This window comes from Streptococcus sanguinis, assembly GCF_019929225.1.
Taxonomy (GTDB): Bacteria; Bacillota; Bacilli; order Lactobacillales; family Streptococcaceae; genus Streptococcus; species Streptococcus sanguinis_J.
Genome location: NZ_JAHZPA010000003.1, coordinates 47,115 through 73,667, shown reverse-complemented (window position 1 = coordinate 73,667; position 26,553 = coordinate 47,115). Strand labels below are relative to the sequence as shown.

The 26,553-nt window shown below is 42.2% G+C and carries 25 protein-coding genes and 1 pseudogene; 3 read left to right on the top strand and 23 right to left on the bottom strand.

Annotated elements, in window-relative coordinates; all coding sequences use genetic code 11:
- Position 1: 1 nt before the first annotated feature.
- The 13 genes and pseudogenes from K1I80_RS06620 to gap all read right to left on the bottom strand — a co-directional run bounded on the left by K1I80_RS06620 (position 2) and on the right by gap (position 14,816).
- A complete protein-coding gene (locus tag K1I80_RS06620; protein WP_223312134.1) occupies positions 2-694 on the bottom strand; it encodes an amino acid ABC transporter permease in 693 nt (230 codons plus the stop codon).
- Between the two features lie 207 nt (positions 695-901).
- Positions 902-1,786 carry a transporter substrate-binding domain-containing protein gene (locus tag K1I80_RS06615; protein WP_223313785.1) on the bottom strand — a complete coding sequence of 295 codons (885 nt, stop codon included), beginning with the start codon at positions 1,784-1,786 and terminating at the stop codon, positions 902-904.
- Between the two features lie 15 nt (positions 1,787-1,801).
- The gene (locus K1I80_RS06610) at positions 1,802-2,803 is read right to left on the bottom strand and encodes a uroporphyrinogen decarboxylase family protein (RefSeq protein ID WP_223313784.1); all 1,002 of its coding nucleotides are present in this window, start codon (positions 2,801-2,803) and stop codon (positions 1,802-1,804) included.
- An 89-nt stretch (positions 2,804-2,892) separates the two neighbouring features.
- Complete coding sequence (locus tag K1I80_RS06605) at positions 2,893-3,093, bottom strand: hypothetical protein (protein WP_002893853.1); 201 nt, start codon at positions 3,091-3,093, stop codon at positions 2,893-2,895.
- A gap of 55 nt (positions 3,094-3,148) precedes the next feature.
- A complete protein-coding gene (locus K1I80_RS06600; protein ID WP_223313783.1) occupies positions 3,149-4,195 on the bottom strand; it encodes a uroporphyrinogen decarboxylase family protein in 1,047 nt (348 codons plus the stop codon).
- Positions 4,196-4,407: 212 nt separating this feature from the next.
- Complete coding sequence (locus tag K1I80_RS06595) at positions 4,408-5,457, bottom strand: LLM class flavin-dependent oxidoreductase (protein ID WP_223313782.1); 1,050 nt, start codon at positions 5,455-5,457, stop codon at positions 4,408-4,410.
- A 230-nt stretch (positions 5,458-5,687) separates the two neighbouring features.
- Positions 5,688-5,948 (bottom strand): annotated as a pseudogene (locus K1I80_RS06590) (glutamine--fructose-6-phosphate transaminase (isomerizing)); the annotation flags it as partial.
- Positions 5,949-6,007: 59 nt separating this feature from the next.
- The gene (locus K1I80_RS06585) at positions 6,008-7,144 is read right to left on the bottom strand and encodes a mannitol-1-phosphate 5-dehydrogenase (RefSeq protein ID WP_223313781.1); all 1,137 of its coding nucleotides are present in this window, start codon (positions 7,142-7,144) and stop codon (positions 6,008-6,010) included.
- A 61-nt stretch (positions 7,145-7,205) separates the two neighbouring features.
- Complete coding sequence (locus K1I80_RS06580; protein ID WP_049520817.1) at positions 7,206-7,643, bottom strand: PTS sugar transporter subunit IIA; 438 nt, start codon at positions 7,641-7,643, stop codon at positions 7,206-7,208.
- A gap of 1 nt (position 7,644) precedes the next feature.
- The gene (locus tag K1I80_RS06575) at positions 7,645-9,600 is read right to left on the bottom strand and encodes a BglG family transcription antiterminator (RefSeq protein ID WP_223313780.1); all 1,956 of its coding nucleotides are present in this window, start codon (positions 9,598-9,600) and stop codon (positions 7,645-7,647) included.
- A 23-nt stretch (positions 9,601-9,623) separates the two neighbouring features.
- Positions 9,624-11,393 carry a PTS mannitol-specific transporter subunit IIBC gene (locus K1I80_RS06570; RefSeq protein WP_223313779.1) on the bottom strand — a complete coding sequence of 590 codons (1,770 nt, stop codon included), beginning with the start codon at positions 11,391-11,393 and terminating at the stop codon, positions 9,624-9,626.
- Positions 11,394-11,638: 245 nt separating this feature from the next.
- A complete protein-coding gene (glmS, locus tag K1I80_RS06565; protein ID WP_223313778.1) occupies positions 11,639-13,453 on the bottom strand; it encodes a glutamine--fructose-6-phosphate transaminase (isomerizing) in 1,815 nt (604 codons plus the stop codon).
- 355 nt (positions 13,454-13,808) lie between these two features.
- Positions 13,809-14,816, bottom strand: a complete 1,008-nt coding sequence (gap, locus tag K1I80_RS06560; RefSeq protein WP_000260681.1) for a type I glyceraldehyde-3-phosphate dehydrogenase — start codon at positions 14,814-14,816, stop codon at positions 13,809-13,811.
- A gap of 325 nt (positions 14,817-15,141) precedes the next feature.
- On the opposite strand from gap, the gene K1I80_RS06555 reads away from it, so the two are divergent.
- Genes K1I80_RS06555 through K1I80_RS06545 form a run of 3 tightly spaced genes read left to right on the top strand, consistent with a single transcriptional unit; the run spans position 15,142 to position 17,235 of the window.
- On the top strand, positions 15,142-15,420 hold the full coding sequence (locus tag K1I80_RS06555) for a hypothetical protein (RefSeq protein ID WP_223313777.1): 279 nt from the start codon (positions 15,142-15,144) through the stop codon (positions 15,418-15,420).
- Between the two features lie 58 nt (positions 15,421-15,478).
- The gene (locus tag K1I80_RS06550) at positions 15,479-16,612 is read left to right on the top strand and encodes an ABC transporter permease (protein WP_227968225.1); all 1,134 of its coding nucleotides are present in this window, start codon (positions 15,479-15,481) and stop codon (positions 16,610-16,612) included.
- Complete coding sequence (locus tag K1I80_RS06545) at positions 16,609-17,235, top strand: ATP-binding cassette domain-containing protein (protein WP_223313775.1); 627 nt, start codon at positions 16,609-16,611, stop codon at positions 17,233-17,235. Before K1I80_RS06550 ends, K1I80_RS06545 begins: the two co-directional genes overlap by 4 nt.
- A gap of 66 nt (positions 17,236-17,301) precedes the next feature.
- Here the strand turns inward: K1I80_RS06545 and fusA are convergent, their stop codons facing one another.
- The 10 genes from fusA to rsgA form a co-directional block, all read right to left on the bottom strand.
- Entirely contained in the window at positions 17,302-19,383 is a 2,082-nt protein-coding gene (gene fusA, locus K1I80_RS06540) for an elongation factor G (protein ID WP_176798294.1), read from the bottom strand.
- A gap of 272 nt (positions 19,384-19,655) precedes the next feature.
- Positions 19,656-20,126, bottom strand: coding sequence for a 30S ribosomal protein S7 (gene rpsG / locus K1I80_RS06535; RefSeq protein WP_002893865.1), 471 nt, complete (start codon positions 20,124-20,126; stop codon positions 19,656-19,658).
- Between the two features lie 19 nt (positions 20,127-20,145).
- Entirely contained in the window at positions 20,146-20,559 is a 414-nt protein-coding gene (gene rpsL / locus K1I80_RS06530) for a 30S ribosomal protein S12 (RefSeq protein WP_002893867.1), read from the bottom strand.
- A 215-nt stretch (positions 20,560-20,774) separates the two neighbouring features.
- On the bottom strand, positions 20,775-21,239 hold the full coding sequence (locus K1I80_RS06525; protein WP_223313774.1) for a hypothetical protein: 465 nt from the start codon (positions 21,237-21,239) through the stop codon (positions 20,775-20,777).
- A 21-nt stretch (positions 21,240-21,260) separates the two neighbouring features.
- The gene (purR, locus tag K1I80_RS06520) at positions 21,261-22,076 is read right to left on the bottom strand and encodes a pur operon repressor (RefSeq protein ID WP_032906175.1); all 816 of its coding nucleotides are present in this window, start codon (positions 22,074-22,076) and stop codon (positions 21,261-21,263) included.
- 92 nt (positions 22,077-22,168) lie between these two features.
- On the bottom strand, positions 22,169-23,113 hold the full coding sequence (locus K1I80_RS06515) for a 3'-5' exoribonuclease YhaM family protein (RefSeq protein WP_061595329.1): 945 nt from the start codon (positions 23,111-23,113) through the stop codon (positions 22,169-22,171).
- Entirely contained in the window at positions 23,103-24,359 is a 1,257-nt protein-coding gene (gene rmuC, locus K1I80_RS06510) for a DNA recombination protein RmuC (protein WP_223313773.1), read from the bottom strand. Before rmuC ends, K1I80_RS06515 begins: the two co-directional genes overlap by 11 nt.
- Before the next feature lies 1 nt (position 24,360).
- Complete coding sequence (locus tag K1I80_RS06505) at positions 24,361-24,993, bottom strand: thiamine diphosphokinase (protein ID WP_223313772.1); 633 nt, start codon at positions 24,991-24,993, stop codon at positions 24,361-24,363.
- Entirely contained in the window at positions 24,986-25,645 is a 660-nt protein-coding gene (gene rpe / locus K1I80_RS06500) for a ribulose-phosphate 3-epimerase (protein ID WP_223313771.1), read from the bottom strand. Before rpe ends, K1I80_RS06505 begins: the two co-directional genes overlap by 8 nt.
- An 11-nt stretch (positions 25,646-25,656) precedes the next feature.
- Positions 25,657-26,535, bottom strand: a complete 879-nt coding sequence (rsgA, locus tag K1I80_RS06495; RefSeq protein WP_223313770.1) for a ribosome small subunit-dependent GTPase A — start codon at positions 26,533-26,535, stop codon at positions 25,657-25,659.
- Positions 26,536-26,553: the final 18 nt, after the last annotated feature.

Genomic DNA, 26,553 nt, shown 5'->3' with positions numbered 1-26,553 from the left:
TTTACCTCTCCTTGACTGTCAGACTTTTTTCCAGAAGCTGGGAAGCCAGCGAAACCACTAGAGCAATCCCCCAGTAAATCAAGGCCACCGCTGTATAGGTTTCTAGGGAATAATTGCCCAGATTACGACTGATGAGATTTTGTCCTGCTCCCATGACATCAACAGCTCCAATCGTATAAGCCAGCGCAGCATCCCGCATGAGATTAAGAAGGGCAGTCGTGAGATTGGGCAGGGCGATGCGAAAAGCCTGTGGCAGGATGATACGCAGAAAAGTCTGCACCGGTGTCAAGCCAATACTGAGACCTGCCTCGGTCTGTCCCTTGGGAACAGCAAGATAAGCTGCCTTGAAGACTTCCGCAATCATGGCCGCAAAGAGCAGAATCATGGTGATGATGACAAAAACAGTCCGCGACCAATTATTGATATCCAGACCCAGCCACCATTCTAAAAACTCTGGAATGCCATAAAAAACCAAGAAAAGTAAGACGATAGGCGGTGTACATCTAAGGATAAATATATATCCTCTAGCCAGACCAGCGAAAGACTGCTCCTCAGAAATCTGAGCCCAAGCCAACAGACCACCCAGCAAGAAGCCAATCAAAGCTGTCACAAACATAATCCATAAAGTGGTCGGCAGAGCCTGCAGCAGACTAGGCAGTAACCCAAAGACACGGGATAAGTCATACGAGACCATAAGTTTCTTCTCCTTCAACAATGATTAGATAGAATAAGCTTCTCTTGGACGGGCACTTTCAGCTTGGAGCAGCCATGCTCTCGCCTAGCTATCCTCTTTGAAAATTCCTTCAAACAGCAGCAAGGTCAGCTTAGAAGCCACCAGTTCTGTATTCAGCTAGCTTCTCAATCAATCTTTTGATTTTCCATAATCAGCAGAGAGCAGCCACTAATCCTTGTCCACATAAGAGAAGACATCTTCTCCGAAATACTTTTCAGATAGTTTAGCCAAGGTTCCGTCTTTTTCCAGTTCCTTAATTGCCTTCTCGTATGCCTTGGCAAATTCTTCATTTTTTTCGTTTTTATGAAGCAGGGGATAGGTCGGAATCCCCTTGTAAGGGAACCAAGTCAGTTGATCCGCATACTGATGGTAGGAGCCTTCCTTGTCTGTCACAGCTTTTTCAAAAGACAGCTTGATGTCAAAGAAGGCATCGTAGCGCCCTTCCAGAACCCAAGCATAAGCATCAGCCACCTTGAAGGACTCTGCTGCAGTCAAATCAATAGGAGCACCGCTATGCTTTTGGTTATACTCTTCGATAACGGCCCATTGAGCATTCTGCGGAGAGATTGGCACCAACTTACCCTTTTCCTTGGCAAAATCATCAATGGTCTTGTATTTTTCAGCGTCTTCCTTGCGGATAGTGAAACCGATAATGCTAGCACCGATTGGGCTTTCTGGAATGATGAACTTCTTCGCCCGCTCTTCGGTGTACCAGGCTCCCTTGGTTCCAATATCATATTTCCCAGATTCCAAACCGACTAAAAGATCTTCATCACTGGTACCAGTATATTCAAACTGATAGTCTGGCAGCTTTTCATCAATGGCCTTGAGAACAGCAACTTCATAGCCATCTGACTCGCCTTTTTCGTCCACAAAGTCATAAGGAACATAGTTCTGTGTATGTGCCACTTTCAAAGTCGTAACCTTGCCACTGCCTGATGCAGAGCTGCTCGTCTTGCTAGATGAAGCACCTGTCAAGGTCCGCCCCAAATAAGTCGCAGCCACAATAGCAATCACTGCTGCTCCACCAATAATCCATTTTTTCTTGCTCATTCTTTCGCCTCCTTCTTATGCTAAGCTTGCTGCTTGGCGAACCCACTGAATTCGCTCTGCTTCAATATCGCTTGGAATAGTACAGTCAGCCCCGATAATCAAAGCTTCCTTGCCAGCCTCTGCTATCAGCCGCTTGGTCTCTTCTTGAATAACCGCTTGACTGCCCGTGTAGAGCAGGCCGTCCTTGCCATTTTCAAAGCCACCGAGAACAGTCCGACCGCCAAATAATTTCCGGCCCTCCGCTAGGCTGATGCCTTCTGGTCCCACTGCCCAGTTGATGACCTGAGCTGGATAGTCAGTAAAAAGATGAACATCATTTCGCGCGCCTTCGTAACCGCAAATGTGCAGGATATTCACTCCGCCAGCCGCGTTGGCTGCTTCCAGCACCGCCAATTCACTAGGAGCAATAAAAGCCTTATAGTCTTCAGCCGACACCCGCGCATCCTGAATGCTCTGAACGCTGAGGTAGATTCCATCCGCACCAGCTTCCTTGATAATTCTCTCCGTCAAAGCCGCAATATCTTGAGCAATCACATCCAGTACTCGCTTCGTGAGCACCGCATCCTCTGCTAGGAAATCTGCAATGATATCATCTCCACCAGCAACCTTACCGACCAACCATTTGAAGTAGGTCACTGGCGCAAAAATATTGTAAATAGCGACCAAGTCCTCTGTAAAGCTAGCCCTAATCTTCTGAACCAGCTCCACCTGCTCACTAATCCAAGGGTGGTCAGCACCTAGCGGCTCAATATCTGCCAAGTCTTTGATAGATTGGACTTTTTTCAAGCGTTCATTAGGATAGGCAAAATAACCATCACTCATCAGCTTGATAAAGTCTGGCTCGACTTCTGCCAGAAAAGCTTGATGACCAGTCAGATTTTTCTCAATAATGGCTTGATTTCCAAAACCAGCCAGCCACTCATCCTCGCTGGTAAAATGATGCCAGAAACCAACTGGCACTCGGTCAACGGGCTCTCCTCTGAAAGCCTTCAGTACTAATTCTCTTTTTGAAGTCATCTTCTCTCCTTTTTTAAATCGTTCCTATCTAAACAATGAGTTGTTTTTTAGCTTTCTCATAGAGCTAATCTAACTTTTTAGTAAAAATTCTAATCCGACAAGAGCAGGGCAGCGATATCATTGGGCTGCATCAAGCCAGTTGACTGATCTGGTAATTTCTTGAGCACCTGCAAATCATCTTCTTTTTTGTCTGAAGACTGATGAGCATAAATCTGACTGATGCTCAGAAAGGTTCCTATTATCAAGAATATCAGAGCAAGAGCTGCAAGCCTTTTTTGATACCTATTCATCTATCTCCCTCCTTGAAAGAGTTGAAAAATGCTCTTTAGAACTTTGGCAATTCCATCAGAACTGACTAGCTGCCTGACGAATCCAGTCCAGTCTTTCTACTTCGAAATCATCTGGTACAGTGCAGTCAGCCCCTAGAATCACTCCCTGACTGCCAGTTTCAGCCAGCAGTTGCTTGGTCTCAGCCTCTAATTCTGCACGACTGCTTGTATTTAGAAGAGCTGCTCTGCCATTTTCAAAGCCGCCCAGGACAGTCTGACCGCCAAAGAGCTTGCGCCCTTCCGCTAAACTGACCCCCTCATGATGGGTTGCCCAGTTAAACACTTGAGCCGGATAGTCCTTGAACAGTTCCAAATCATTGCTGGCTCCTTCAAAGCCGCAGATGTGGAGGATATTCACTCCGCCAGCCGCATTGGCCGCTTCCAGAACCTTGACCGTACTAGGCTCAATATAACGACGATAACTGGCCGCATCTACCCGACCGTCTTGAACTTGCTGGGTGCTGAGATAAATCCCCTCAATGCCTGCTTCCTCAATGATACGTCTAGTCAAAATAGCAATATCGCCAGCAATGACATCTAAAACATGTCTTGTCAGCTCGGGATCCTCTACCAGAAAATCTGCAATTTCTCTATCTCCTCGCGACCCTTCCCGGCGGAACCAGCGCTTGAGATAGGAGACCGGCGCAAAAATATTGTAGAAGGAAGCGAGGTCCTCTGGATAGCTTTCTTTCACAGCCTTCACCATCTCAATCTGCTGCTCAACCCAAGGATGATGCTCTCCGATAGACTGGATAGCAGCCAAGTCCCGAATGGACTCAATATGATCCGAATAAAGCTCGCTGGGATACTTAAAGAAGCCATCACTCATAATCTTGACAAAGTCTGGCCGTGCAGCTCGAACATAAGCAGCATGCCCCTCAACACTTTTATTGAAAATCACTGGATTGTCTAGACCAAGCATCTTCTCCTCTTGGCTTACAAAGTGAAACCAGAATCCAACAGGCACTCGGTCAACTTCTTCACCCCGAAAAGCTCTCAGCACTAATTCTTTCTTGCTGGCCATTACTTCCTCCTTCTTTGAATTTGTAATATATCTTACCATCCCCTCCTTCTCCTGGGAAATATATTTTCCCTATCAGCCTGATTAAAAATATTTATCAAAGCAAAATAAAAAAGCTAGACTAAGCTAGCTTTTTCAAGGCTTTTCAGACTCTGCTGAATAACCTTATTTTTTGTACCCCTTTTAGATAAGGACCATATATATTTTCTATGTATGAGATAGGTAATTTTTATCAAAAAACTGCTACTCCGATCTTACTTACCCTTAGCTGCAAAATACTCCCGCACGAGCGGTGCAACCTTGGTGCCAAAGAGTTCGATAGACTGGAGAACCTGCTCATGCGGAAGCGATCCCAACGGCAGATGCAGCATGAAGCGGTCCAGTCCCAGCTCCTCTATCATCTTGATCAATTTCTGAGCGACATTTTCAGGGCTACCGACAAACATGGCCCCCTCTGGTCCTACCTGATCCAGGTATTGCTCATAGGTCATCTCCCGCCAGTGAGGGCGGTCCTTAGAGATAGCGTCCACTACCTGCTTGGTCGGATGGAAGTAAGTCCGGACCGCCTCCTCATTATCCTCCATGACCCAGCCCCAAGAGTGGGCAGCGATCTTCAACTTTTCATCTGAGTGGCCACTTTCCTGCCCAATCCGGCGATACGCATCCAGCAGGGGCTTGAAGCGCTTAGGCTGTCCACCGATAATGGCATACGCAATAGGTAGGCCCTTCTGGGCGACCTTAATGGTGGACTCGACATTGCCCCCCGTCGCTACCCAAACTGGCAATGTTTCTTGCACCGCCCGTGGGTAGACTTCCCGATTGTCAATAGTCTGCGTCAGCTTGCCCTTCCAATTTAGCCGAGTCTCGGCACTAGCATAGAGGAGCAGGTCCAGCTTTTCATCAAAAAGCTCTTCATAATCCTTCAAGTCATAGCCAAAAAGCGGAAAGGACTCGATAAAAGAGCCACGGCCAGCCATGACCTCTGCTCTGCCATTTGACAAAGCATCAATCGTCGCATACTGCTGGTAGACTCGGATAGGATCCAAGCTCGACAGGACACTGACAGCACTGGTCAAGCGAATCTTCTCCGTCTTGATTGCACCAGCCGCCAGCACAATCTCCGGCGTAGAGACCGCAAAGTCCTCCCTGTGATGCTCTCCAATACCATACACGTCCAGCCCCACCTTGTCTGCCAGTTCAATCTCTGCTACCAGCTGCCGAATCCGCTCATCATGAGTATAGGTCTGCCCTGTCCCCTCCAGCGGCGTTGTCTCTCCAAAAGTAGAAATACCTAATTCCACCATGTTTTTGTCCTCCTGATATTTAAGATAAAAATATTTTATAACTAATTAGTGATATATACAAAAATGATGCTCATCCTATTTGTCCATCTGTATGAAATAGGATGACTGTCGTCAGCATGGCTTTGCCATGGTCGAAAGAGACTTCCAAAGAGCATCGTCACCAAAATACCATACCAAAAGCCCCAGAAAAATCTGAGGCTTAGTATTATTATCAAGATTCGTTAGAAAGCTTATTCTACAGTGACAGACTTAGCCAGATTACGCGGTTTGTCTACATCCAGACCACGGTGCAAGGTTGCAAAGTAAGCAATGAGCTGTGTCGGCACCACCATAGAGATTGGTGACAGGTATGGATGAACCTGACTGAGCACGATATCGTCACCTTCTTTGGCAACATTCTCCTCAGCAATGGTCAGCACCTTGGCACCGGGCGCCACAATACTCTCTCTGAAATTGTAAATAAAAGATAAATTAACTGACAACAATAAAATGATAGCTGATGAACTAAAGATCATCAGCTATCATTTTATTTGGGGGGCACTAATTAACTTCATATCAGCTCTACAATCTGATTAATCAATTCTTTATCGTCTAAACCTGTAACTTGAACAACAACTTCTCTGATTGGCTCATTGCTTAAAAGTTGTTCTAATTTAACACTTTCTTCATCATTTACATCGCGATAGTCAAAGGCATAGCCAACTGTTTTAAGTAGGTTTTCATAAGACAAACCGCGTTCTTTCAGCTCACGAATCGGTCGAATAAAGCGTTCATTGTATCCTAATTTGCGTATTGGAGTACGAGCTACCCGGCTAACCTCATCCACTATGAAAGGATTTTCGAAACGTTGTATAATGACTTTGTGATAATTTTCCAACTCTTTTTTATCAAAGTTCCATTTGGCAATCAAGAGACTGCGAATTTCAGCTAAAACGGCTTCAATCTGAGACTTGATATCAGGATTCTGGAGAGCTTCCAAAATTGTCTTGGCACCATAATGAGCACCAATGTAAGCTGAAGTTGCATGGCCAGAATTGACTGAAAAAAGTTTTCGCTCAATAAAAGGTTCCAAATCTTCTTCATAATGAACATCTTCTAGACGTAAATCTGGATTTTTAAGACGCTTGGTTTCCACGACCCATTCATTAAAGGGCTCGACCACAACAAAAAGAGGATCTTCGTGACTTTGTGCTGGAACAATCCTGTCTACTGCAGCATTTGGAAAACCTATATAGTTCTCAGCAAATGTCAAACCTTCCGGACTTAAATATTTCTTGACTTCTTGATAGAGAAATTGAGATCCGCCAATCATATTTTCACAGGCCATAACATCCAATGCTTGCGTATTTCCTGCAGCCCGTCGAGCTTCGATTCCCTTAGCTAGAAGTTCAGCGATAAAAGGGAGTATATTAGGTCCGATTGCAGTAGTAATGATATCCGCCTTTTGAATCGCTTCAATAACTTGCTCAGGATGTTCCTTACTATTAATGCCAGCCACATTAGCTATCTCTATGCGGGGCTGTCCTTCCTGTGCAATTTCAATTTCATACTTGTTCTTTTCATTTAGAGCATGAATTATCTGATTATTGACATCCACAAAATCAATATGAAAACCATTTTTGAATAGAATTTCACCTATAAAACCTCGACCGATATTGCCGGCACCAAAATGAACAGCATGTTTCATTGAATTTCTCCTTTTCTTGTTTGAGGGACATATATACTAGATGATAAATGAAGAAATTCGATTATTCAACATCATCAAGTAAACGCAATACTTCCTCTTCTGACTGAGCATCTGCTAATTTAAGAACATTATCTACATCTGCACAGAAGATAGAAATTTTCTGAATAATTTCTAAGTGTTCATTACCAATACCAGCAATACCAAAAAGAACTGTTGCCACTTGAGGGTTAGATTCATTCCCAAAGTCAATCCCTCTAGGGACTTGAACGACTGTAATACCAGACTTGAGGACATCCTTTTTTGCTGCATCTGTTCCATGTGGTATGGCGATAAAGTTACCCATATAAACAGATAGCTCTTTATCACGCTCAATCATGGCTTCAATATAGTCTTCATTAACATATCCACCCTCATAAAGAACTTCCCCACAATAACGGATAGCTTCCTCCTTGTTAGAAAATTGTTTATTAAGCTTAATCAAATGTTTTTCAAGTTTCATGTTAGTTCTCCAATTTCTTAATTTTTTCGTTAAAAATAGTATTTAGCATCTGATAAATAATGGATTGATTTCCCGTCTTGTAAATCTCTGTATAGAGATGATTTTCAATAATCGACTGACTGATAGCTGTCATTAAATCTCTCACTTCCTCGCTAGCCTCCTTAGACATAAGCATTAGCAGACACCTTTTGACCTCTTCTTCCTCTCGTTTCATTGACAATGCGGAGATAGGTAGTTTGAGTTCAAACATAGTAAAACTATTTGTTGTTACCTTGTTAGACTGACTATGCAAAAGTACCAGACCAGTATTAGGAATAGCCATAGGACTATTATGGAAGTGTGATAATAATTTTCTTGTTAGATAATCACAGTCACTCACATTCTTCTGATATTGGATGATTTGTTCTACCGTGCGCTCAAATGATTGCTCATTCTCCAATTGTACCAGCTCAAATTGACTCAAAAGCTGACTACTAGATATCAAATAATCTTGCAAGTCATAACTTTTCTCCGGAACGATAGCATCACGCGCGACAATCGTGCGATGTGCCTGTACATACTGAAGCCGTTCCTGCAGTTCAAGCAATTCTTTGACGGTTGGAAAACTAGAAATTACATCAATGTCCTGATTAGCCAGTGGCTTGGTAGATAAAATATAATCATACTGACTGAGATCAATACTATGATAGTCTGCTAGAGACTGAATATCTATCCACTCTACGAAAGGAGCAACACTCTTAATTTTACTGACTAATAAATCTCTAGTGACCCGACGTTCGTCCGTTAAAAGCAAAATACGGACTGGATAAATCTCTGGACTGCGACCTAAGCTAGAGATAAAATGTAGGGCAATCATGCCATACTCATACTCTGTATGAAGGTATTTCGGAAAAATATCATTCACCAAAAGACTGATGACTGTATAAAGAAATTTATTTCTTTCAACTAAAAGCTGGACAGATTCTGGTAAATTTTCACCCTGAAAAAGAATAGGGACGCCTAAACTGAGCCGAATATGATGGAAAAGAAAATTGAATAAAACCTTGTCCTTAAAAAAGTCAATCTTGGTGTACATGGAAACCGTATCAATCAGATTTGAAATATTGTAGAAAAATTCACCATCAAATTTCTCCGTAAAGAGCGGATTTTCCTGACGTTTAATGATTAATTCATCCAAGATGCTCGCAAAATAGATAATTTCCTGAATACTATAAAATTGCTCAGTCTGCTTAGAGTAAGCTTGAAAAATTTTTTGAGAAATCTCCAAAGCTTGCTTACTAGTATTAGGCAAATTTTCAATGTTTTGCTCCTGACCTATAAGAGATAACAAGATTGCAAAAAACATCTTCATCCTAGCATCCATATCTGGAAAACCTGACAGTTGCTTATTAACAATCTGACTGGCTAGCCGAGTTCTATCTGCTTCTAAAATATCAAAGCTTCCAAAATTGCTGGTTGAAAAATCTGCCACTGAGATACAGTTTGTCAGTAAAATAGCCAAAAATCTTCTCTTACTAACTGAATCACCAGAAATCCGATAACCCTTTTGCCGTTCAATTTTCAGATCAAAGTCTAAAAGACGCTTATCAATATCTGAAATATCCTGAATAATAGTTACATTACTGACTTTCGTGCACTCTTGCAAGGCTTCATTGGTGACAAAACCATTCTCAGTCAGAAGGCGATAGGTAATCAACTCTTGTCTTTCTTGGGGACTATACTCAACTAACACTTCAAGTTCTGTTGGTAGATCGTCCAGTTCGCCAGTCAAAATATAGTATTTCCCATGCTTCGTTATTTCAATCCCATAGTGCTCTATGCTATCTGTCAAATCTGATAAAGTCCGATAAATTGTTCTAGATGAGACCTGTAAGATTTCAGTCATGTCTTGCATTGAAAGCTTCCCTACATGTAGGAAAGCCTTCAATAATTGTTCTTCTCGTTTGGTTAATAGCATTCGTAATTTAGAAACCTCTAGTTCTATTTATACATTCTAGCAACCATTTTATCATATTCTGGTGTTGTTACTAAACTATCCACAATAAGAAATTGAGAATTCGGTGCTGCTTGTTGCACTTCTGCCTGTAAAGCAATAGTTGTTACAATCATTATGTTTTTAGAATTAAATTCACCTAATTCTGAAATTTTGGCAGTAGAAACTGGAATACGAATATTCTTGTTTCTAAAGATAGCCCGAATCGTTTCACAGCCCATAGTTGCAGATCCTTGTGCTTTACCATAAGCAACTACTACAGCATCAATATGGTTAAGGTCAATTTCCTGACTATCTACTGGTGCTGAAGTTGGTATATCTCCTTCAATTTCTGCTATTGGAGAAGCTCCTGTTAATGAAGCTACAATTTCATCATAACGAGGGGACGCTAAGAAATTATCAACAGAAACATGAATAGCACTTGGACTCTTGCCTTTAGCCCTTGGTGTCAGTTCTTCCTGAGTAACAATTAATGTTTTTGGTGTATCAACCAAGTTTGAGATGGCCTGATTAGATACTGGAATTCCCAGACCTGCTTTTTTAACCTTATCACGGAGAATACTAGCTCCCATCGCAGAGCTTCCCATGCCAGCATCACAAGCAAAAATAATTTTCTCTACTGAATCTCTTGAAATGTTTGTATCTATAGCAACTGGAACTACTTGCCCCTTAGATTTAGCCTTTGCAGCTTGAGTAGCAGCTTGAGCAGCTTCTAACGAATCATCAGTCGACTTATCTGCACGTAGGATAAGAGCTGCTACAAGGAAAGAGACAATTGCTCCCACTAATACCCCAAGCAGGACATTAAGATGAGGCCACATACCTTTTGGAGCCATAGCCATAATCGCGATGATAGATCCAGGAGAAGCTGGAGATTTAAGACCAGCATCTAAAAATTGGAATGTAAAGGTACCTGACACACCTCCAGCAATCGCAGCTAGGAAAAGAACAGGCTTCATCATAACATAAGGGAAGTATATTTCATGGATACCACCGAAGAAATGGATAACCATTGCTCCCCAAGAAGAAGATTTCGCAGAACCTTTACCAAACAAGGCGTAAGCCAAGAGAATACCCAGACCTGGTCCAGGATTAGCCTCTAAGAGGAAGAGAACAGATTTACCAGCTTGAGATACTTGCTCAGCTCCTAGAGGTGTAAAGATTCCATGATTAAGAGCATTGTTAAGGAAAAGTACCTTTGCTGGTTCGATGATAATGTTTGCCAAAGGTAGAAGTTTAGCATTGACAATAGCCTCAACACCATTTCCAACAGCTCCAGTAAGAGTCGATACCACTGGACCGATTGCGTAGAAAGCCAAAAGCAGTAATGCAAAACCAACTAGACCAGCTGAAAAGTTATTAACTAACATTTCAAAGCCAGGACGAATTTTTTCCTGGAACTTCTCATCAAATTTCTTGATAGCCCAGCCTCCCAGTGGCCCCATTACCATAGCTCCGATAAACATAGGAACACTAGAACCTGTGATCGCACCAACAGTAGCAATAGCCCCTACGACGGCACCACGTTGTCCATGAATTACATAACCGCCCGTGTAACCAATTAGAGTCGGCAGTAGATAAGTCAACATAGGACTAACAATAGCAGCCAGTTGCTCATTTGGTAGATAACCATCAGGAATGAAGAGGGCAGTTAACACTCCCCAAGCAATAAAAGCCCCAATATTGGGCATAACCATGTTTGAAAGCGATGTTCCCAGTTTTTGAACTCTAACCTTCAAAGATACTTTTTCTTCCATTAGGATTTTCCTCCTTTTCTTTAAATCTAGTATATACAAAAATGAAAACGCTTAAAACTAAAGCTTTGTCACAGATTTTGTGCCAAAAAATCAACTTTTGTCACAAAATTCTCTTTATTTTGCCATATAACAATATAAAATGTACTGAAAATCGCATCAAAAATTCAAATTATGAGTTATAAAAAATAGGCTGTAAAATCTAAGAGATAACCCTCCCAGTCTTACGCCTATTGTTCATCTATTTATTATTCAACTGTAACGGCCTTAGCCAAATTGCGCGGCTTATCTACATCTAGTCCACGGTGAAGTGAAGCGTAGTAAGCAATCAATTGAGTAGGAATAACCATAGAAATACTAGATAGATATGGATGAACTTTGTTGACAATAATATCATCCCCTTCTTTTTCTATTCCTTCTTCCACAATAGTCAGAACATTAGCACCACGAGCTACTACTTCAGAAACATTCCCACGAGTATGAGAAGCAACGGTTGGATTGTCAGAAATCAACGCAATAACAGGTGTACCATCTTCTATTAAAGAGATGGTTCCATGTTTGAGCTCTCCAGCCGCAAAACCTTCACATTGAATATAAGAAATTTCCTTAAGCTTGAGGCTAGCTTCCATAACTACATAATAGTCTTGACCGCGCCCGATATAGAAAGCATTACGTGTCGTTTCCAAGAGTCCACGAACCTTTTCTTCAATTAACTCTTTTTCAGAAAGAGTCGACTCAATAGACTGAGCTACAATTGAAAGTTCACGCACTAAATCGAAATTTTTTGCTTTTTCATTACCATTAGCTTCTCCAACTGCTTTAGCAAGAAATGCTAGAGTCGCTACTTGTCCTGTATAAGCCTTCGTTGAAGCTACGGCAATTTCTGGACCGGCATGCAATAACATAGTATAAGTTGCTTCACGAGAAAGAGTAGAGCCTGGAACATTAGTCACAGTTAAGCTTGGAATTCCCATTTCATTAGCCTTAACTAAAACTTGACGACTATCAGCAGTTTCACCAGATTGACTGAGCAAAATAAACAAAGGTTTTTTACTCAAAAGTGGCATAGCATATCCCCATTCAGAGGCAATTCCTAGCTCTACAGGTGTATCAGTTAATTCTTCTAGCATCGTTTTAGAAGCATAACCTGCATTATAAGAAGTTCCAGCTGCAATGATATAAATTCGATCAGCTTCCTGAACCGTTTTAACAATCTCAGGATCCACGACCATCTGTTGATTCTCATCAGAGTATGTGTTGATTAGCTTACGCATCACAGTTGGCTGCTCATCGATTTCCTTGAGCATATAGTATGGATAAGTCCCCTTACCAATATCGGATAAGTCAAGCTCAGCTGTATAGCTTTCACGCTCCAGAATATTCCCATCATAATCCTGTACTTCCACACTGTCTTTACGGACAATAACCAGCTCTTGATCATGAATTTCCATAAACTGATTTGTCTCGCGAATCATGGCCATGGCATCTGAACAGACCATATTGTAGCCATCACCCAATCCGACTAGAAGTGGAGATTTATTTTTAGCAACATAGATAACATCTGCATCTTCTGAATCTACCAAAGCAAAGGCATAAGAACCACGGATAATGTGGAGAGCTTTTTTAAAGGCTTCTAAAACAGATAAGCCTTCTTCTTCAGCAAATTTGCCAATCAGGTGCACAACAATCTCCGTATCTGTCTGACCCTTGAAGTCATGATCAGCTAAGTAAGTATTCTTGATATCAAGGTAGTTCTCAATCACACCGTTGTGAACCAAGACAAAACGGCCTGTCTGTGAAGTATGAGGATGGGCATTGTTTTCACTAGGTTTTCCATGAGTAGCCCAACGAGTATGTCCGATACCAGTAGTCCCAGCAACATCGATGCCAATTTTAGCATGTAGGTCAGCGATACGACCGACTGACTTGACCAGACTAGAAGTTTTCCCTGTTGTTACAAAAATTCCAGCCGAGTCATAACCACGGTATTCCAGCTTTTCCAAGCCCTGCATCAAGATATCAGTTGCATTGCGATTTCCAACAACTCCGACAATTCCACACATAACATTACTTCTGATTTCCTATATTTTAGAAACCAGCCCTTCTTATTAAAAATTGGTATAGTTTTCTTGAAGTTAAATAACTTCAACAAAGATAGTATACACACTGTTTTTTGGTTTGTCAAGTATAAAATTGGTATAGTTTTCTTTAAGAAAACTATGCTTAGCTTCTCATACCGCAAAATATCTCCTTGAAGTATTTAGAAAAATGGACAGATGCATCAGAACTGACTTTCTATATAACTAATAAAGAATAGGAAATAGAGCTGTATATTCCCATAGCCCTGTTTCAGATAATTCTCGTAAAACAGTGCACAGAAAAAGAGACTCAAATGAGCCTCTTTCTTCTACTATTGAATTATTTAGCAATTTTCGCGAAGTATTCAAGAGTACGTACAAGTTGTGCAGTGTAAGACATTTCGTTGTCGTACCATGATACAACTTTAACCAATTGTTTGCCGTCAACATCAAGAACTTTAGTTTGAGTTGCGTCGAACAATGAACCATAAGCCATACCTACGATATCTGAAGATACGATTGGATCTTCTGTGTAACCGTATGATTCGTTAGCTGCTGCTTTCATAGCTGCATTTACTTCATCAACTGTTACGTTCTTTTCAAGAACAGCAACCAATTCAGTAACTGAACCAGTTGGAGTTGGAACACGTTGTGCAGATCCGTCCAATTTACCGTTCAATTCTGGGATAACCAAACCGATAGCTTTAGCAGCACCAGTTGAGTTAGGAACGATGTTTGCAGCACCAGCGCGAGCACGACGAAGGTCACCACCACGGTGTGGTCCGTCAAGGATCATTTGGTCACCAGTGTAAGCGTGGATAGTAGTCATCAATCCTTCAACAACACCGAAGTTGTCTTGAAGTGCTTTAGCCATTGGAGCCAAGCAGTTTGTAGTACATGAAGCACCTGAGATAACTGTTTCAGTACCATCAAGAACGTCGTGGTTAGTGTTAAATACAACTGTCTTAACGTCATTTCCACCAGGAGCAGTGATAACAACTTTCTTAGCACCACCTTTAAGGTGTTTTTCAGCAGCATCTTTCTTAGCAAAGAAACCAGTTGCTTCAAGAACGATTTCTACACCGTCAGTAGCCCAGTCAATTTGTTCTGGGTCACGTTCAGCAGAAACTTTAACGAATTTACCGTTAACTTCAAATCCACCTTCTTTAACTTCAACAGTACCATCGAAACGACCTTGAGTTGTGTCATATTTCAACAGATGTGCAAGCATTACTGGATCTGTAAGGTCGTTGATGCGAGTAACTTCAACACCTTCTACGTTTTGGATACGACGGAAAGCAAGACGACCGATACGACCGAAACCGTTAATACCAACTTTAACTACCATTCGTGATTTCCTCCTTATGAAAATCAAAAAATTTTTATGTGAAAAGAGTAACTTGAGTTGCTACAAATCACCTTTCAACGTCTCTATTATATAATTAATTGATTGAAATTGCAACTGATTTCATTAAGATTAACAGAAGGCATCATTTATTTCAAATTCTTTCATCTTATTTCAGGAAATATTTTTTTCTTAATTATTTCTTGTATAAAAAACCAAAAACTTTAATTTTTATACAAGAAAGCGCTTTACAATGGATATAAATTATGGTACAATAATAAATGTCTAGACAAACACTTTTATATTTGTTGAAAGGAGAATAAATATAATGATTAAAAAAGTTAAGAAAAATGCTTTGTTGATTGCAATTCTTGCAACTCTGCTTGGTATAGGTGCGAAAAATAGCGTATCAGCTGCTAACGTAGCCACAGTTATACACACTAAATATGAAATCCATCTTGTTATGGGTGGAATCACTCGAACATCTTATTCTTGGATGAATTTGTATTACCATACAGGTTTTCGTGTATCCAACGTAGAACGTATTAACCGGTATGAAGGAATTAATCCAGCATTTCTTTATGTCTATCACTATAAGATTTATTAATAGCTAACATAGAGGCTATCATTATAGCCTCTATGTTACTTTTGTGCGAGGTATATATATGGAATTCTTTCATTTTGAACTCAAACGCTTTCTAAAAAGTCCTAAAAACAAAATCTGCCTAATCCTGCTGGCAGTAATCTTTTTGGGCCTATTTGCCTTTTACCAAACAACAATAAACAAGCAGAGTTTTGACAGCAATTTGGCTTTTATCAGAGAGCAGCTCCAACAAAGCAAACAATCGGTGAAAAATTTACAAGATCAAGTCAAACTGAATCCCGACGATCAAGTTCGCTCCCAACAGCTTAGTCAGGAACAAGAAAAAGAAAAAATACTAACAGAAGAATTGGCTGCTTTAGAAAAAAACGATCTGGAGAAAGTTAGCCAGCTAGAATATCAGGGTTTACTGGCCCAGCTTGACACTATAACAGATAAGAACTCCTATAGTTATCAAAATCTAAAGACCAGTATCCGCTACAGAGAAGCTGTGAAAGCAGTCGGAGGAACTCCGAACCTTACACTCAATAACACAAGCGAAGCTGCCTTTAGCATAGGCCACATCATGACAGGTTGGCTGTCCTCTACCAGCATCTTTGTCCTCTTCACAATCCTCATAGCAGATTCCCTTAGCAATGAGATTGAGAACTCTCAGATTCGTTTTTATCAGCTGCTGGGCGGCCGAAAACTTAAGCATTTGCTCATTAAACTGCTGGTGCCTATCCTAGTGACCTTTCTGACCACTATCCTACTCTTCTCTATCCTATATGTAGCCAAGGGGCTGCTAGACAGCTTTGGCACCTGGAGCTATCCTTATCTGCTAGGTCGAACTATTGTACCTATCTGGCAGATTAGCTTGCAAACAATCATTCTCTTCCTAGTCGCTCTACTCTTCCTGGCCAGTCTGGGCCAGTTTCTGGCTCTAATTTTCAAAAAAAGCCTAGTTGTCATTGGTCTGGTTATTGTTTTCCTGACTGGTTTTCTGACTTTGGCCCAGGAAGAATGGTTCCAGCCCTTCAAAAAGTTCTTTCCTTTTGAATACCTGGGTTACGGCCAGCTCCTCAACGACGCTGACATCCTTCCTAAAAATGCCTTTCTGATAGGGATTCTTTACCTCCTAACTCTGAGCCTGATTCTTACACTAGCCTCATATCGACTCTATAAAAATTTCTACTATCGAAAGGAGGGGAAAGCATGACAGAATTAAGGATTAAAAATCTCACCACAGCTATAATTGAGGATTTAAGTTTTGAGCTGTCTGCCCCAGGTCTATACGGCATTATCGGCCCTAACGGTATTGGCAAGAGTACACTCTTCAGTCTGATTAATGGAGAAGTCAATGGATTCAGAGGACAACTCCAAAGCGGAAAAGTCGCCTACATTCCTAATTTGGATATTTTTGATAAACACTTGTCGGCTCAGGACTATCTGCAGCTCCTAAGCTCGGAAGAACAGATCGCTTTCCAGAAAAATCTAGAAAAGATGGGCGGAGCGGATTATTTAAAGAAAAAAATCGGCAAATACTCTTTAGGTATGACAGAGCTCTTCGCATTCCTCTATGTCCTATCCCTTCCAAGTGATATTATTATCTTAGATGAACTGCTGGATGGCCTTGATGAACTGAGACGATTTGCGGCCTATGAGCTGTTAAAAGAATACAGCACACAAAAAATCATTCTGCTGACCTCTCACAACCTATCCGAAGTCTTTAAAATCTGTGACACAGTCTATCTTCTTAGCAAGTATTCCCTGACAGCAATTGAGGATTTTAACTCAGCCAACTCTCTAAATTTACTGAAGTTTAAAGGTAACAATACCTGAGACATTCCATTCATTTTAGCTACAAAAAAAACGCCCGAATGAGCGTTTTTTTGCTTGAACAAGTTATTAAGCTTCACCTTTATTTTTCTTAATGATTTCTTCTTGTACTGACTTAGGTACATCTTCGTAGTGGTCAAATACCATCATGAAGGTACCGCGTCCTTGTGATGCTGAACGAAGAACAGTTGCATAACCGAACATTTCAGCAAGTGGTACATAAGCACGAACGATTTGGCTGTTACCATGTGCTTCCATACCATCAACACGTCCACGACGAGCTGTTACGTGACCCATAACGTCACCAAGGTTTTCTTCAGGAACAGTGATTGTTACCAACATCATTGGCTCAAGGATAGCAGGCTGAGCAGTCTTAGCAGCTTCTTTCAATGCAAGTGAAGCCGCAACCTTGAAGGCTGTTTCAGATGAGTCGACATCGTGGTATGAACCATCGTAAAGTTTAGCTTTCACGTCAACGATTGGGTAGCCAGCAAGGACACCGTTCGCCATAGACTCAACCAAACCTTTTTCTACCGCTGGAATAAATTCACGTGGAACCACACCACCGACGATAGCATTTTCAAACTCGAAGCCTTTTCCTTCTTCATTTGGTGTAAACTCGATCCAAACGTCACCGAATTGACCTTTACCACCAGATTGGCGTTTGAAGAATCCACGAGCTTGAGTAGAAGCGCGGAAAGTTTCACGGTAAGATACTTGAGGTGCACCTACGTTAGCTTCAACCTTGAACTCACGACGCATACGGTCAACAAGGACATCCAAGTGAAGCTCACCCATACCAGAGATAACTGTTTCACCAGTTTCAACGTTTGTTTCAACGCGGAATGTCGGATCTTCTTCAGCCAGTTTTTGCAGAGCAACACCCATCTTGTCTTGGTCAGCCTTAGACTTAGGCTCAACCATCAATTGGATAACTGGTTCTGGAACATTGATAGACTCAAGGATGATTTTAGCTTTTTCATCTGTCAATGAGTCACCAGTAGTTGTATCTTTCAAACCTACGGCAGCAGCGATATCACCAGCGTATACTGTTTCGATTTCGTTACGGCTGTTAGCGTGCATTTGCAGGATACGTCCGATACGCTCACGTTTACCTTTAGAAGTGTTCAATACGTATGAACCACTGTTCAAGACACCTGAGTAAACACGGAAGAAAGTCAAACGACCTACGAATGGGTCAGTCATGATCTTGAAGGCAAGAGCTGCAAATGGCTCTTCATCAGATGCAGGACGAGTTTCTTCTTCTTCAGTGTCTGGGTTGATACCTTTGATTGCTGGAATATCAAGTGGGCTTGGCAAGTAGTCGATAACTGCATCAAGCATCAACTGAACACCCTTGTTCTTGAAGGCTGAACCACACAATACTGGGAAGAATTCAACGTTGATAGTTGCTTTACGGATACCAGCTTTCAATTCTTCGTTAGTGATTTCTTCACCTTCAAGGTATTTCATCATCAAGTCTTCATCAGTTTCCGCAACTGCTTCCACCAATTTTTCACGGTATTCTTGCGCTTGCTCAAGGTATTCAGCTGGGATATCTTCTTCCAAAATATCTGTACCAAGGTCGTTAGTATAGATTTCAGCCTTCATCTTGATCAAGTCGATAATTCCGCGGAAGTCATCTTCTGAACCAATTGGCAATTGGATTGGATGAGCGTTTGCTTGAAGACGATCATGCAAAGTGCTTACTGAATAAAGGAAGTCAGCACCAATCTTGTCCATCTTGTTAGCAAATACGATACGAGGAACTCCGTACTCAGTTGCTTGGCGCCAAACTGTTTCAGTTTGAGGCTCAACACCTGATTGTGAGTCAAGAACGGTTACCGCACCGTCCAAGACACGAAGAGAACGTTGTACTTCGATTGTGAAGTCCACGTGTCCTGGTGTGTCGATGATGTTTACGCGGTGGTTGTTCCATTGAGCTGTTGTCGCAGCAGATGTGATAGTGATACCACGCTCTTGCTCTTGCTCCATCCAGTCCATTTGTGACGCACCTTCGTGAGTTTCACCGATTTTGTGGATTTTACCAGTGTAGTAAAGAATACGCTCAGTTGTTGTTGTTTTACCAGCATCGACATGGGCCATGATACCGATATTACGAGTTTTTTCAAGTGAAAATTCGCGAGCCATTTGGTTATTTCTCCTATTAATTTATTTTACAATTTATTATAACATTATTTAGCAAAAACGGATAGGCAGGACCTACCCGTTCTCAATGTTTATCTTGTTTTGTTGGTTTCAACTTGTCAGATAATCAGTTGAATGATAGCTAAGAGCTGACCGAGCCTATTTGAGCTCAAGCTAAAAGTCTGGAGAAAAAGATGAATCTCATTGGTTGCAATCGCAACCTGCTTCGATTCCCTATTTTCTCTTGGACTTTCTTAACGCTTTCGCATCCTATCTTACCAACGGAAGTGTGCGAAGGCACGGTTGGCTTCAGCCATACGGTGAGTATCTTCACGTTTCTTAACAGCTGCACCAGTGTTGTTAGATGCATCCAAGATTTCTTTTGCAAGGCGGTCAACCATTGTGTGCTCACCACGTTGACGAGCAATAGTTACCAACCAGCGAAGTCCAAGTGTTGTACGGCGTTCTGGACGAACTTCAACCGGAACTTGGTAGTTTGAACCACCGACACGGCGAGCACGAACTTCAAGTACAGGCATGATGTTTTCCATAGCTGTTTCAAATACTTCCAACGCATCGTTTCCAGTTGCTTCTTTGATTTGGTCAAAAGCTCCGTAAACGATAGAAGCCGCTGTACCACGCTTACCATCAAGCATAACGCGGTTGATAAGACGAGTAACTAATTTTGAATTGTAAAGCGGATCTGGCAATACTTCGCGCTTAGGCGCTTGGTTTTTACGACTCATTTATCTTTCTCCCCTTTCCTTATGCTTTTGGTTTTTTAGTACCGTATTTAGAACGGCCTTGTTTACGATCAGTAACACCTGCTGTATCAAGTGCACCGCGGACGATATGGTAACGTACCCCTGGAAGGTCTTTTACACGTCCACCACGAAGAAGCACAACGCTGTGCTCTTGCAGGTTGTGTCCGATACCTGGGATGTAAGCAGTCACTTCAATAAGGTTGCTCAGACGTACACGGGCAAACTTACGAAGGGCAGAGTTCGGTTTCTTAGGTGTCATAGTTCCGACACGGGTTGCAACCCCACGTTTTTGTGGTGAAGATACGTTTGTTTGAACTTTTTTATGGCTGTTGTAACCAACGTTCAAAGCTGGTGATTTAGATTTTTCTACTTTTGATTTACGCGGTTTGCGAACCAATTGGTTAATTGTAGGCATCTACATTCTCCTGTATTTTTTTAATTTTGGTGATGATACACTTGGTGACAGCTACCATCTGCGTGTACTTTTGCAACATTTGTCAGCACGTCTCTGTACACTTTTGAGAGACCAAAAGTAAAAAGTACCGTCTATCATTATAGCACGACGATACTTTTCTGTCAATACATTTTTTCTATTTTAAGCTTATCTCTGCTTATTAGATTGCTGCTAACTTATTGCTGCGGCTGAGCCACTGCTTCTTCTGATACAGCAGCTGGATTTTCATAAACACCAGCCTGAGCCCCTTCTGGGTCAATCAGGACAGCTATTGCATGAATACGGCTTTGGAATCTAGCCTTAGTAGCTGCATCTTTGACCTTCTCTGCTGCAGTCTTAGCTAGCTGTAAATCTTCCAAAGTTTGCATGGTTTCAAGCTGTTTAACCGCTTCTTCTGCAGCCTGAACTGCTTGCTCCTCTTCCTGAATTTCTTTTTCCTGTGCTTCTTTTTGAGCAGAAGACAGTTGTAAGGAAGAGCTGCTTGATGCGATGCTTGCAGCAGAGCTGACTGAATTCCTATTGGAATTAGACTGCCCCTGCACAAAAACCATGCCAGTAATCAGAATCCCAAATAAAATCGACAATACTCCTAAACGAATCCACAGCGGACTGTGGTCAAACTTTTCTAAAACTGTTTTCATCTATAATCTCCGCCCTTTTCCCTAATCAAAAATATTTCCAATTTCCACATCAATGGTATTCGCCTTGACATCAATATTGGTTACTTTCAAGAGCGATTTATAGTCCAGATAATCGCGGTTGGCCTGCGCGTTGTCCGCAAAGACAGCTACACCTGCCAACTCAGAGTCAAACTCAGATAAGAGGCTAATCATCCCTGTAATGGTCCCCCCGCCTTTGAGGAAGTCATCCACAATCAAGACACGACTGCCGGCCTTGAGACTTCGCTTGGACAAGAACATCTTTTCGATACGATCTCCGCTGGAGCCAGATACGTAGTTGACACTGACCGTTGACCCTTCTGTAATCTTTAAATCTCGACGAACGATGACAAAAGGTACATTAAGTACGTTGGCTACGGCATTGGCCAAAGGTACCCCCTTGGTCGCAACCGTCATGACTGCATCAATCTGCTGATCTTTAAAGCTTTTGGCAATGATCCGTCCGATATTATTCAAAATGGATGGAGTACTGAGCAGGTCCGATAGGTAAATGTAGCCCCCCGGAAGAATCCGATTGCTTTCAGACAGCTGATCACAAAGACCTTGCACAATGGTCTTAGCTTCTGCATCTGAGATGGACGGGCTGAAAATCACTCCTCCACCGGCACCAGTAATCGTTTCGATGGTCCCAATTTCAATCTCTTCAAAGGCTCGCTTAATAATGACAATATCTTCTGAAATAGAAGATTTGGCAGATTCGTATTTTTCTGCAAATGTATTTAAGCTCGTTAATTCATAAGGATGGTTAATCAAATAATTGGAGATAACCACCATACGCTCACTTCTTCTTAATTTCATTTTTTCACCAATTAAAGTTATTTTATTCATTATACCATAACAGAAACAAAAAAACGAACATTCTTTTCCAAGTAATGTCCATTTTTCGTATTTTACTGTTCAAGTTTTGGTTTGTAGAAGGAACGGCCTTCAAGAGCGAATATTTTATTGCTCATTTGACCTGGATCAACAAGTCCCAAGGCAGCAGTCATCATCATCATTTCCGCATCCAGATTATCAATCATATGCAGAATTTCTGCCTCCATAATCTTAGGCCGGACAGGACTGCCATATTCCAAGAGACCGTGGTGGCTGAGAAGGACATGGCGCAGGACGATAACCTCTTCCTTGCTGTCATCAATTTTCAGCTCCATCAAGGTCTTGGTCAATTCTTCATCAATCAAAGCGATGTGACCAATCAGATTGCCTCGCACGGTGTACTCGGTGTTTTCTGGGCCGCTGAGCTCAATAACCTTGGCCAAGTCATGAAGCATAATCCCTGCGAACAACAAACTTTTATTAAGCTGAGGATAAATGTCTCCGATAGCATCTGCCAGCTTGACCATAGTAGCGGTATGAAAGGCCAGACCAGACTCAAAAGCATGGTGATTGGTCTTAGCTGCTGGATAAGAATAGAACTCCTTGTCGTACTTGCTATAAAGCGAGCGGACCACGCGCTGCCAGACAGAATTCTCAATCTTGAAAATCATCTGAGATAAATAGTCTCGGATTTCTTTCTGGTCTACTGGCGGTTTTTCCTTGAAATCCGCTGGGTCATTGGGCTCTCCAGCCTTAGGAAGACGCAGGGTCAGTTGATTTACCTGGGGTGTGTTATTGTAGACTTCCCGTCGGCCTTGCATATGCACGACCTTGCCAGCAGTGAATTCTTCAACATTATGTGGCTGAGCATCCCAGAGTTTACCCTCGATTACCCCTGTATCGTCTTGGAAAGTGAAGGCCAGATAATTTTTCCCAGCCCTTGTCTGACGGACTTCTGCTGACTTGATCAGATAGAAACCTTCAAACAGTTCATCTTTTTTCATTTGATTAATCTTCATTGTTTTCCCTTTCTTCTGAAAAATCAAGTAAGTTCAAATCGAGGTCTTGGTCAGACAGCTCAATATGGCGTAAGGTTCTTTCGATAGCTCCTGTCCGCCGAGTTAATAGTTCATCAATGTTACCCGAAGCATGCTGCAAATGTTTCTGTGCCTTGGTCAGAATACCACCGAACTTGGTAAACTCGGATTTGACAGATCCCAGAACCTTGCTGATGTCGTCCGCACTTTTTTGGATATTGAGCGTTTTAAAGCCGACAGACAGTGAATTAAGCAAGGCAGAAAGGGTCGACGGACCCGCCACCACAATCTGCTCCTCCCGTCGCAAACTGTCAAAAAAGGCTGGATTGCGGACAACTTCCGAATAGAGACCTTCCGTTGGCAGAAACATGATACCAAAATTGGTCGTCGCCGGCGGTGCCAGATATTTACTCTTAATATCCTTGGCAAAGCGTTTAACACTTGCTAAGAGAGACTTGCGATAGAGCTCAATCTCTTCCTTGCTGCCAGACTCATAAGCATCTTCCAAACGGTAGTAATCAGCCAGAGGGAACTTAGAATCAATGGGCAGATAGACATATTCATGCTCCGTCTGTCCCGGCAGTTTAATAGCATATTCGACACGCTCACTGGAGCCGGTCACTGTCACAAACTCTCGCTCATATTGACTGGCCGTCATGATGTCCTCGATAATCTGGCCTAGCTGCAGCTCCCCTAGAATCCCTCGGGTCTTGGTGTTGGATAAGACCTTATTCAGTGTACCGACATCTCGAGCAACACTCTGCATTTCTCCCAGACCGCGATTAACAGACTCCAATTGCTTAGAGACCGTTTCAAAAGAAGTCTGAAGACGAGTCTGAAGTGTCTTTTCCAGTTTCTCTTCAACAGTCTGCCGCATCTGCTCTAAACGGGTTTCGTTGGACTCTTGGATCTGCCGCATACGCTCGTCAGTTTTATCCCGATTCTTGGTCAGGTTGTCACTGATTTCCAAGCGCAGCTCTGTCAAGTTGCGGTGCAAATCTGTCCTGACCTCGCTCAAACGATCTCCCAGAGCTAATTCCAGCTCTTTCTGAGCCGTTTGCCTTTTCTGGCTTTCTTGCTCCAAGCGATAGTCCAACTGATCCGATAGATGATCTGCCTGATTTTCCAAGACTTGCTTTAGTGTCTCGGTCTGCTGACTAAGCTTTTGCCATAAAAGAAAGGTCAGCACTAGATTTCCTAAAAGAATGAGGATGATTATAAACTCCATATCAGCTCCTGTCTTTGCTGTAAATGACGACTGTATAGCCGCTATCAAAGTCCAAATAAATGGGCTTATCTATAAATTCGTTAGAAGCATACACTTTTTTGAAAAAAAAGTTATCTTTATTGAGCGGATATTTGGCGCCCTCAATCGTTAAGGCAGCATCATCCGATGGCAGAAAGGCTAGATAGCGCATGCCAGCTACTGGTTTGATTTCATGGCGCCCCTTGGGAACATAGGTCAGCAGATTCTGCTCATCTTCCATAAAAATCTTTTCCATATATGGTGCAATTTTTTCATTACTAGGCAGGAAAACATTGGCCAAGGCATGATCCAGACGGCCGCCAAAGGCTCCAAAAACGGTCAGAAAAGCATCTGGATACCGTTCAAAACAAGCTAGAACAGCCAACTCCAAATCTGTATCATCTTTTTCAGGATGGGCCTGAATGACTTCCTTGGTTCTATCTTTTATGCGCAGCAATTCTTCCTCGGTCACAGAGTCAAAATCCCCGACAGCCAAGTCAGGACATGCTCCCTGTTCAAGCAGAAAGAGGCTTCCACGGTCTACTCCGACCAAAAGATCAAAATCTAAGCTAAAATGCTCCAAGTTCCCGCCAGCAAACAGTGCAATCTTAGTCATGCAGGGCATCCCGTAAGGTCTGAACTTGATGTTTAACATCACCTTTGAAGATATAGCTTCCAGCTACGAAGACATTGGCGCCAGCTTCTTTAGCAATTCCAATCGTCTTATCGTCAATACCGCCATCCACTTCAATATCAAAATTCAGCTGATTGACTTCGCGCAGAACGACCAATTCTCGAATCTTATCCATGGTTTCTGGCAGAAAGGCCTGACCGCCAAATCCTGGATTAACTGTCATCACAAGGACTTGATCAACCAGATTTAAAACATTTTTGACTGCTTCGACTGGTGTTCCTGGATTAATCACAACACTAGGCTTGACTCCCGCTGCTCGAATCTTCTGCAGCGCTCCGTGGATATGTGGCGTCGCTTCGGCATGGATGCTAATGATATCTGCACCAGCACGAGCGAATTCTTCGATATGGTGCTCAGGATTGGAAACCATCAGATGGCAGTCAAAGACTAGCTTGCTGTGAGGACGCATACTGGCAACAACCCCAGCTCCAAAGCTGATATTCGGTACAAAATGACCATCCATAATGTCAATATGAGCATACTCAGCACCTGTCGCTTCTAACTTTTTCAATTCAGATTCAAAATTAGCATAGTCCGCACTTAAGATTGAAGGGGCGATTTTGAATGATATCATAGTTCTTCTCCTTATTTAGAATTTTTTTTGGCAACTTTTTTATAGGTTTCCCGACGATTCTCGATCTCGCTGAGAAACTGTAGGTAATTATCAAAGCGGAATGAAGCTATCTGGCCGGCCTCAACTGCTGGCTTAACGGCACAAGCTGGCTCGTGAGTATGAGTGCAAGTACGAAACTTACAGGACTGGCTGAACTCAGCAATCTCTGGAAAAGCTTGATTGAGATCTTCAGCTGTGGTCACCTCGTAATCCAAAGATGAAAATCCTGGCGTATCGGCAATCTTACCGCCATTTAGATTGTAAAAGCTGACAGCCCTTGTCGTATGACGGCCGCGGCCTAGACTTTCAGAAATCTCTCCTGTTTCCAGCTGCAAGTCTGGAGCGATTTTATTGAGCAGAGTGGACTTTCCTACTCCAGTCTGTCCCATGAAAACAGTGATTTCCCCTGTCAGCCGTGGCAGCAACTCCTCAGTAGTTTTAAGAACCTCATACCCGATAGCCTGATACGCCTGCACATAGACATCCAAGCTCTGCTCGTCCTCTAGCAGGTCTAACTTGCTGATATAGATAATAGGATGAATCTGTTTATGCTCTAAAAGCACCAGAAAACGATCTAACAGATTGGCATTGAAATCCGGCTCTTTCGCGCTCATGATTACAACTGCCTGGTCAATGTTGACAATGGGAGGTCGAACCAGGCTGTTTTTACGCTCTGCTATTTTTAAAATATAGCCTTCCGAGTCTTTTTCTGCTGAAAATTCGACTTCATCACCGACATAAGGTGTCTGCCCTTTTTTGCGAAAATTACCCCGCGCTCTGGTTTGATAAATCTGTCCGTCCGACTCTACATAATAAAAGCCAGCCAGAGCCTTAATGATTTTTCCTTGCAAGATTGCTCCTTAAAAGTT

Bases quoted from the DNA above. Each gene is read 5' to 3' on its own strand.
- K1I80_RS06555 (WP_223313777.1), top strand. From the start codon at position 15,142: ATGATTAAAAAAGTTAAGAAAAATGCTTTGTTGATTGCAATTCTTGCA.
- rpe (WP_223313771.1), bottom strand. From the start codon at position 25,645: ATGATATCATTCAAAATCGCCCCTTCAATCTTAAGTGCGGACTATGCT.
- glmS (WP_223313778.1), bottom strand. From the start codon at position 13,453: ATGTGTGGAATTGTCGGAGTTGTTGGAAATCGCAATGCAACTGATATC.
- K1I80_RS06545 (WP_223313775.1), top strand. From the start codon at position 16,609: ATGACAGAATTAAGGATTAAAAATCTCACCACAGCTATAATTGAGGAT.
- K1I80_RS06600 (WP_223313783.1), bottom strand. From the start codon at position 4,195: ATGGTAAGATATATTACAAATTCAAAGAAGGAGGAAGTAATGGCCAGC.
- K1I80_RS06550 (WP_227968225.1), top strand. From the start codon at position 15,479: ATGGAATTCTTTCATTTTGAACTCAAACGCTTTCTAAAAAGTCCTAAA.
- rpsG (WP_002893865.1), bottom strand. From the start codon at position 20,126: ATGAGTCGTAAAAACCAAGCGCCTAAGCGCGAAGTATTGCCAGATCCG.
- K1I80_RS06505 (WP_223313772.1), bottom strand. From the start codon at position 24,993: ATGACTAAGATTGCACTGTTTGCTGGCGGGAACTTGGAGCATTTTAGC.
- K1I80_RS06580 (WP_049520817.1), bottom strand. From the start codon at position 7,643: ATGAAACTTGAAAAACATTTGATTAAGCTTAATAAACAATTTTCTAAC.
- K1I80_RS06585 (WP_223313781.1), bottom strand. From the start codon at position 7,144: ATGAAACATGCTGTTCATTTTGGTGCCGGCAATATCGGTCGAGGTTTT.
- K1I80_RS06515 (WP_061595329.1), bottom strand. From the start codon at position 23,113: ATGAAGATTAATCAAATGAAAAAAGATGAACTGTTTGAAGGTTTCTAT.
- rpsL (WP_002893867.1), bottom strand. From the start codon at position 20,559: ATGCCTACAATTAACCAATTGGTTCGCAAACCGCGTAAATCAAAAGTA.
- purR (WP_032906175.1), bottom strand. From the start codon at position 22,076: ATGAAATTAAGAAGAAGTGAGCGTATGGTGGTTATCTCCAATTATTTG.
- K1I80_RS06605 (WP_002893853.1), bottom strand. From the start codon at position 3,093: ATGAATAGGTATCAAAAAAGGCTTGCAGCTCTTGCTCTGATATTCTTG.
- gap (WP_000260681.1), bottom strand. From the start codon at position 14,816: ATGGTAGTTAAAGTTGGTATTAACGGTTTCGGTCGTATCGGTCGTCTT.
- K1I80_RS06570 (WP_223313779.1), bottom strand. From the start codon at position 11,393: ATGGAAGAAAAAGTATCTTTGAAGGTTAGAGTTCAAAAACTGGGAACA.
- K1I80_RS06610 (WP_223313784.1), bottom strand. From the start codon at position 2,803: ATGACTTCAAAAAGAGAATTAGTACTGAAGGCTTTCAGAGGAGAGCCC.
- K1I80_RS06575 (WP_223313780.1), bottom strand. From the start codon at position 9,600: ATGCTATTAACCAAACGAGAAGAACAATTATTGAAGGCTTTCCTACAT.
- fusA (WP_176798294.1), bottom strand. From the start codon at position 19,383: ATGGCTCGCGAATTTTCACTTGAAAAAACTCGTAATATCGGTATCATG.
- K1I80_RS06525 (WP_223313774.1), bottom strand. From the start codon at position 21,239: ATGAAAACAGTTTTAGAAAAGTTTGACCACAGTCCGCTGTGGATTCGT.
- K1I80_RS06620 (WP_223312134.1), bottom strand. From the start codon at position 694: ATGGTCTCGTATGACTTATCCCGTGTCTTTGGGTTACTGCCTAGTCTG.
- K1I80_RS06615 (WP_223313785.1), bottom strand. From the start codon at position 1,786: ATGAGCAAGAAAAAATGGATTATTGGTGGAGCAGCAGTGATTGCTATT.
- rmuC (WP_223313773.1), bottom strand. From the start codon at position 24,359: ATGGAGTTTATAATCATCCTCATTCTTTTAGGAAATCTAGTGCTGACC.
- K1I80_RS06595 (WP_223313782.1), bottom strand. From the start codon at position 5,457: ATGGTGGAATTAGGTATTTCTACTTTTGGAGAGACAACGCCGCTGGAG.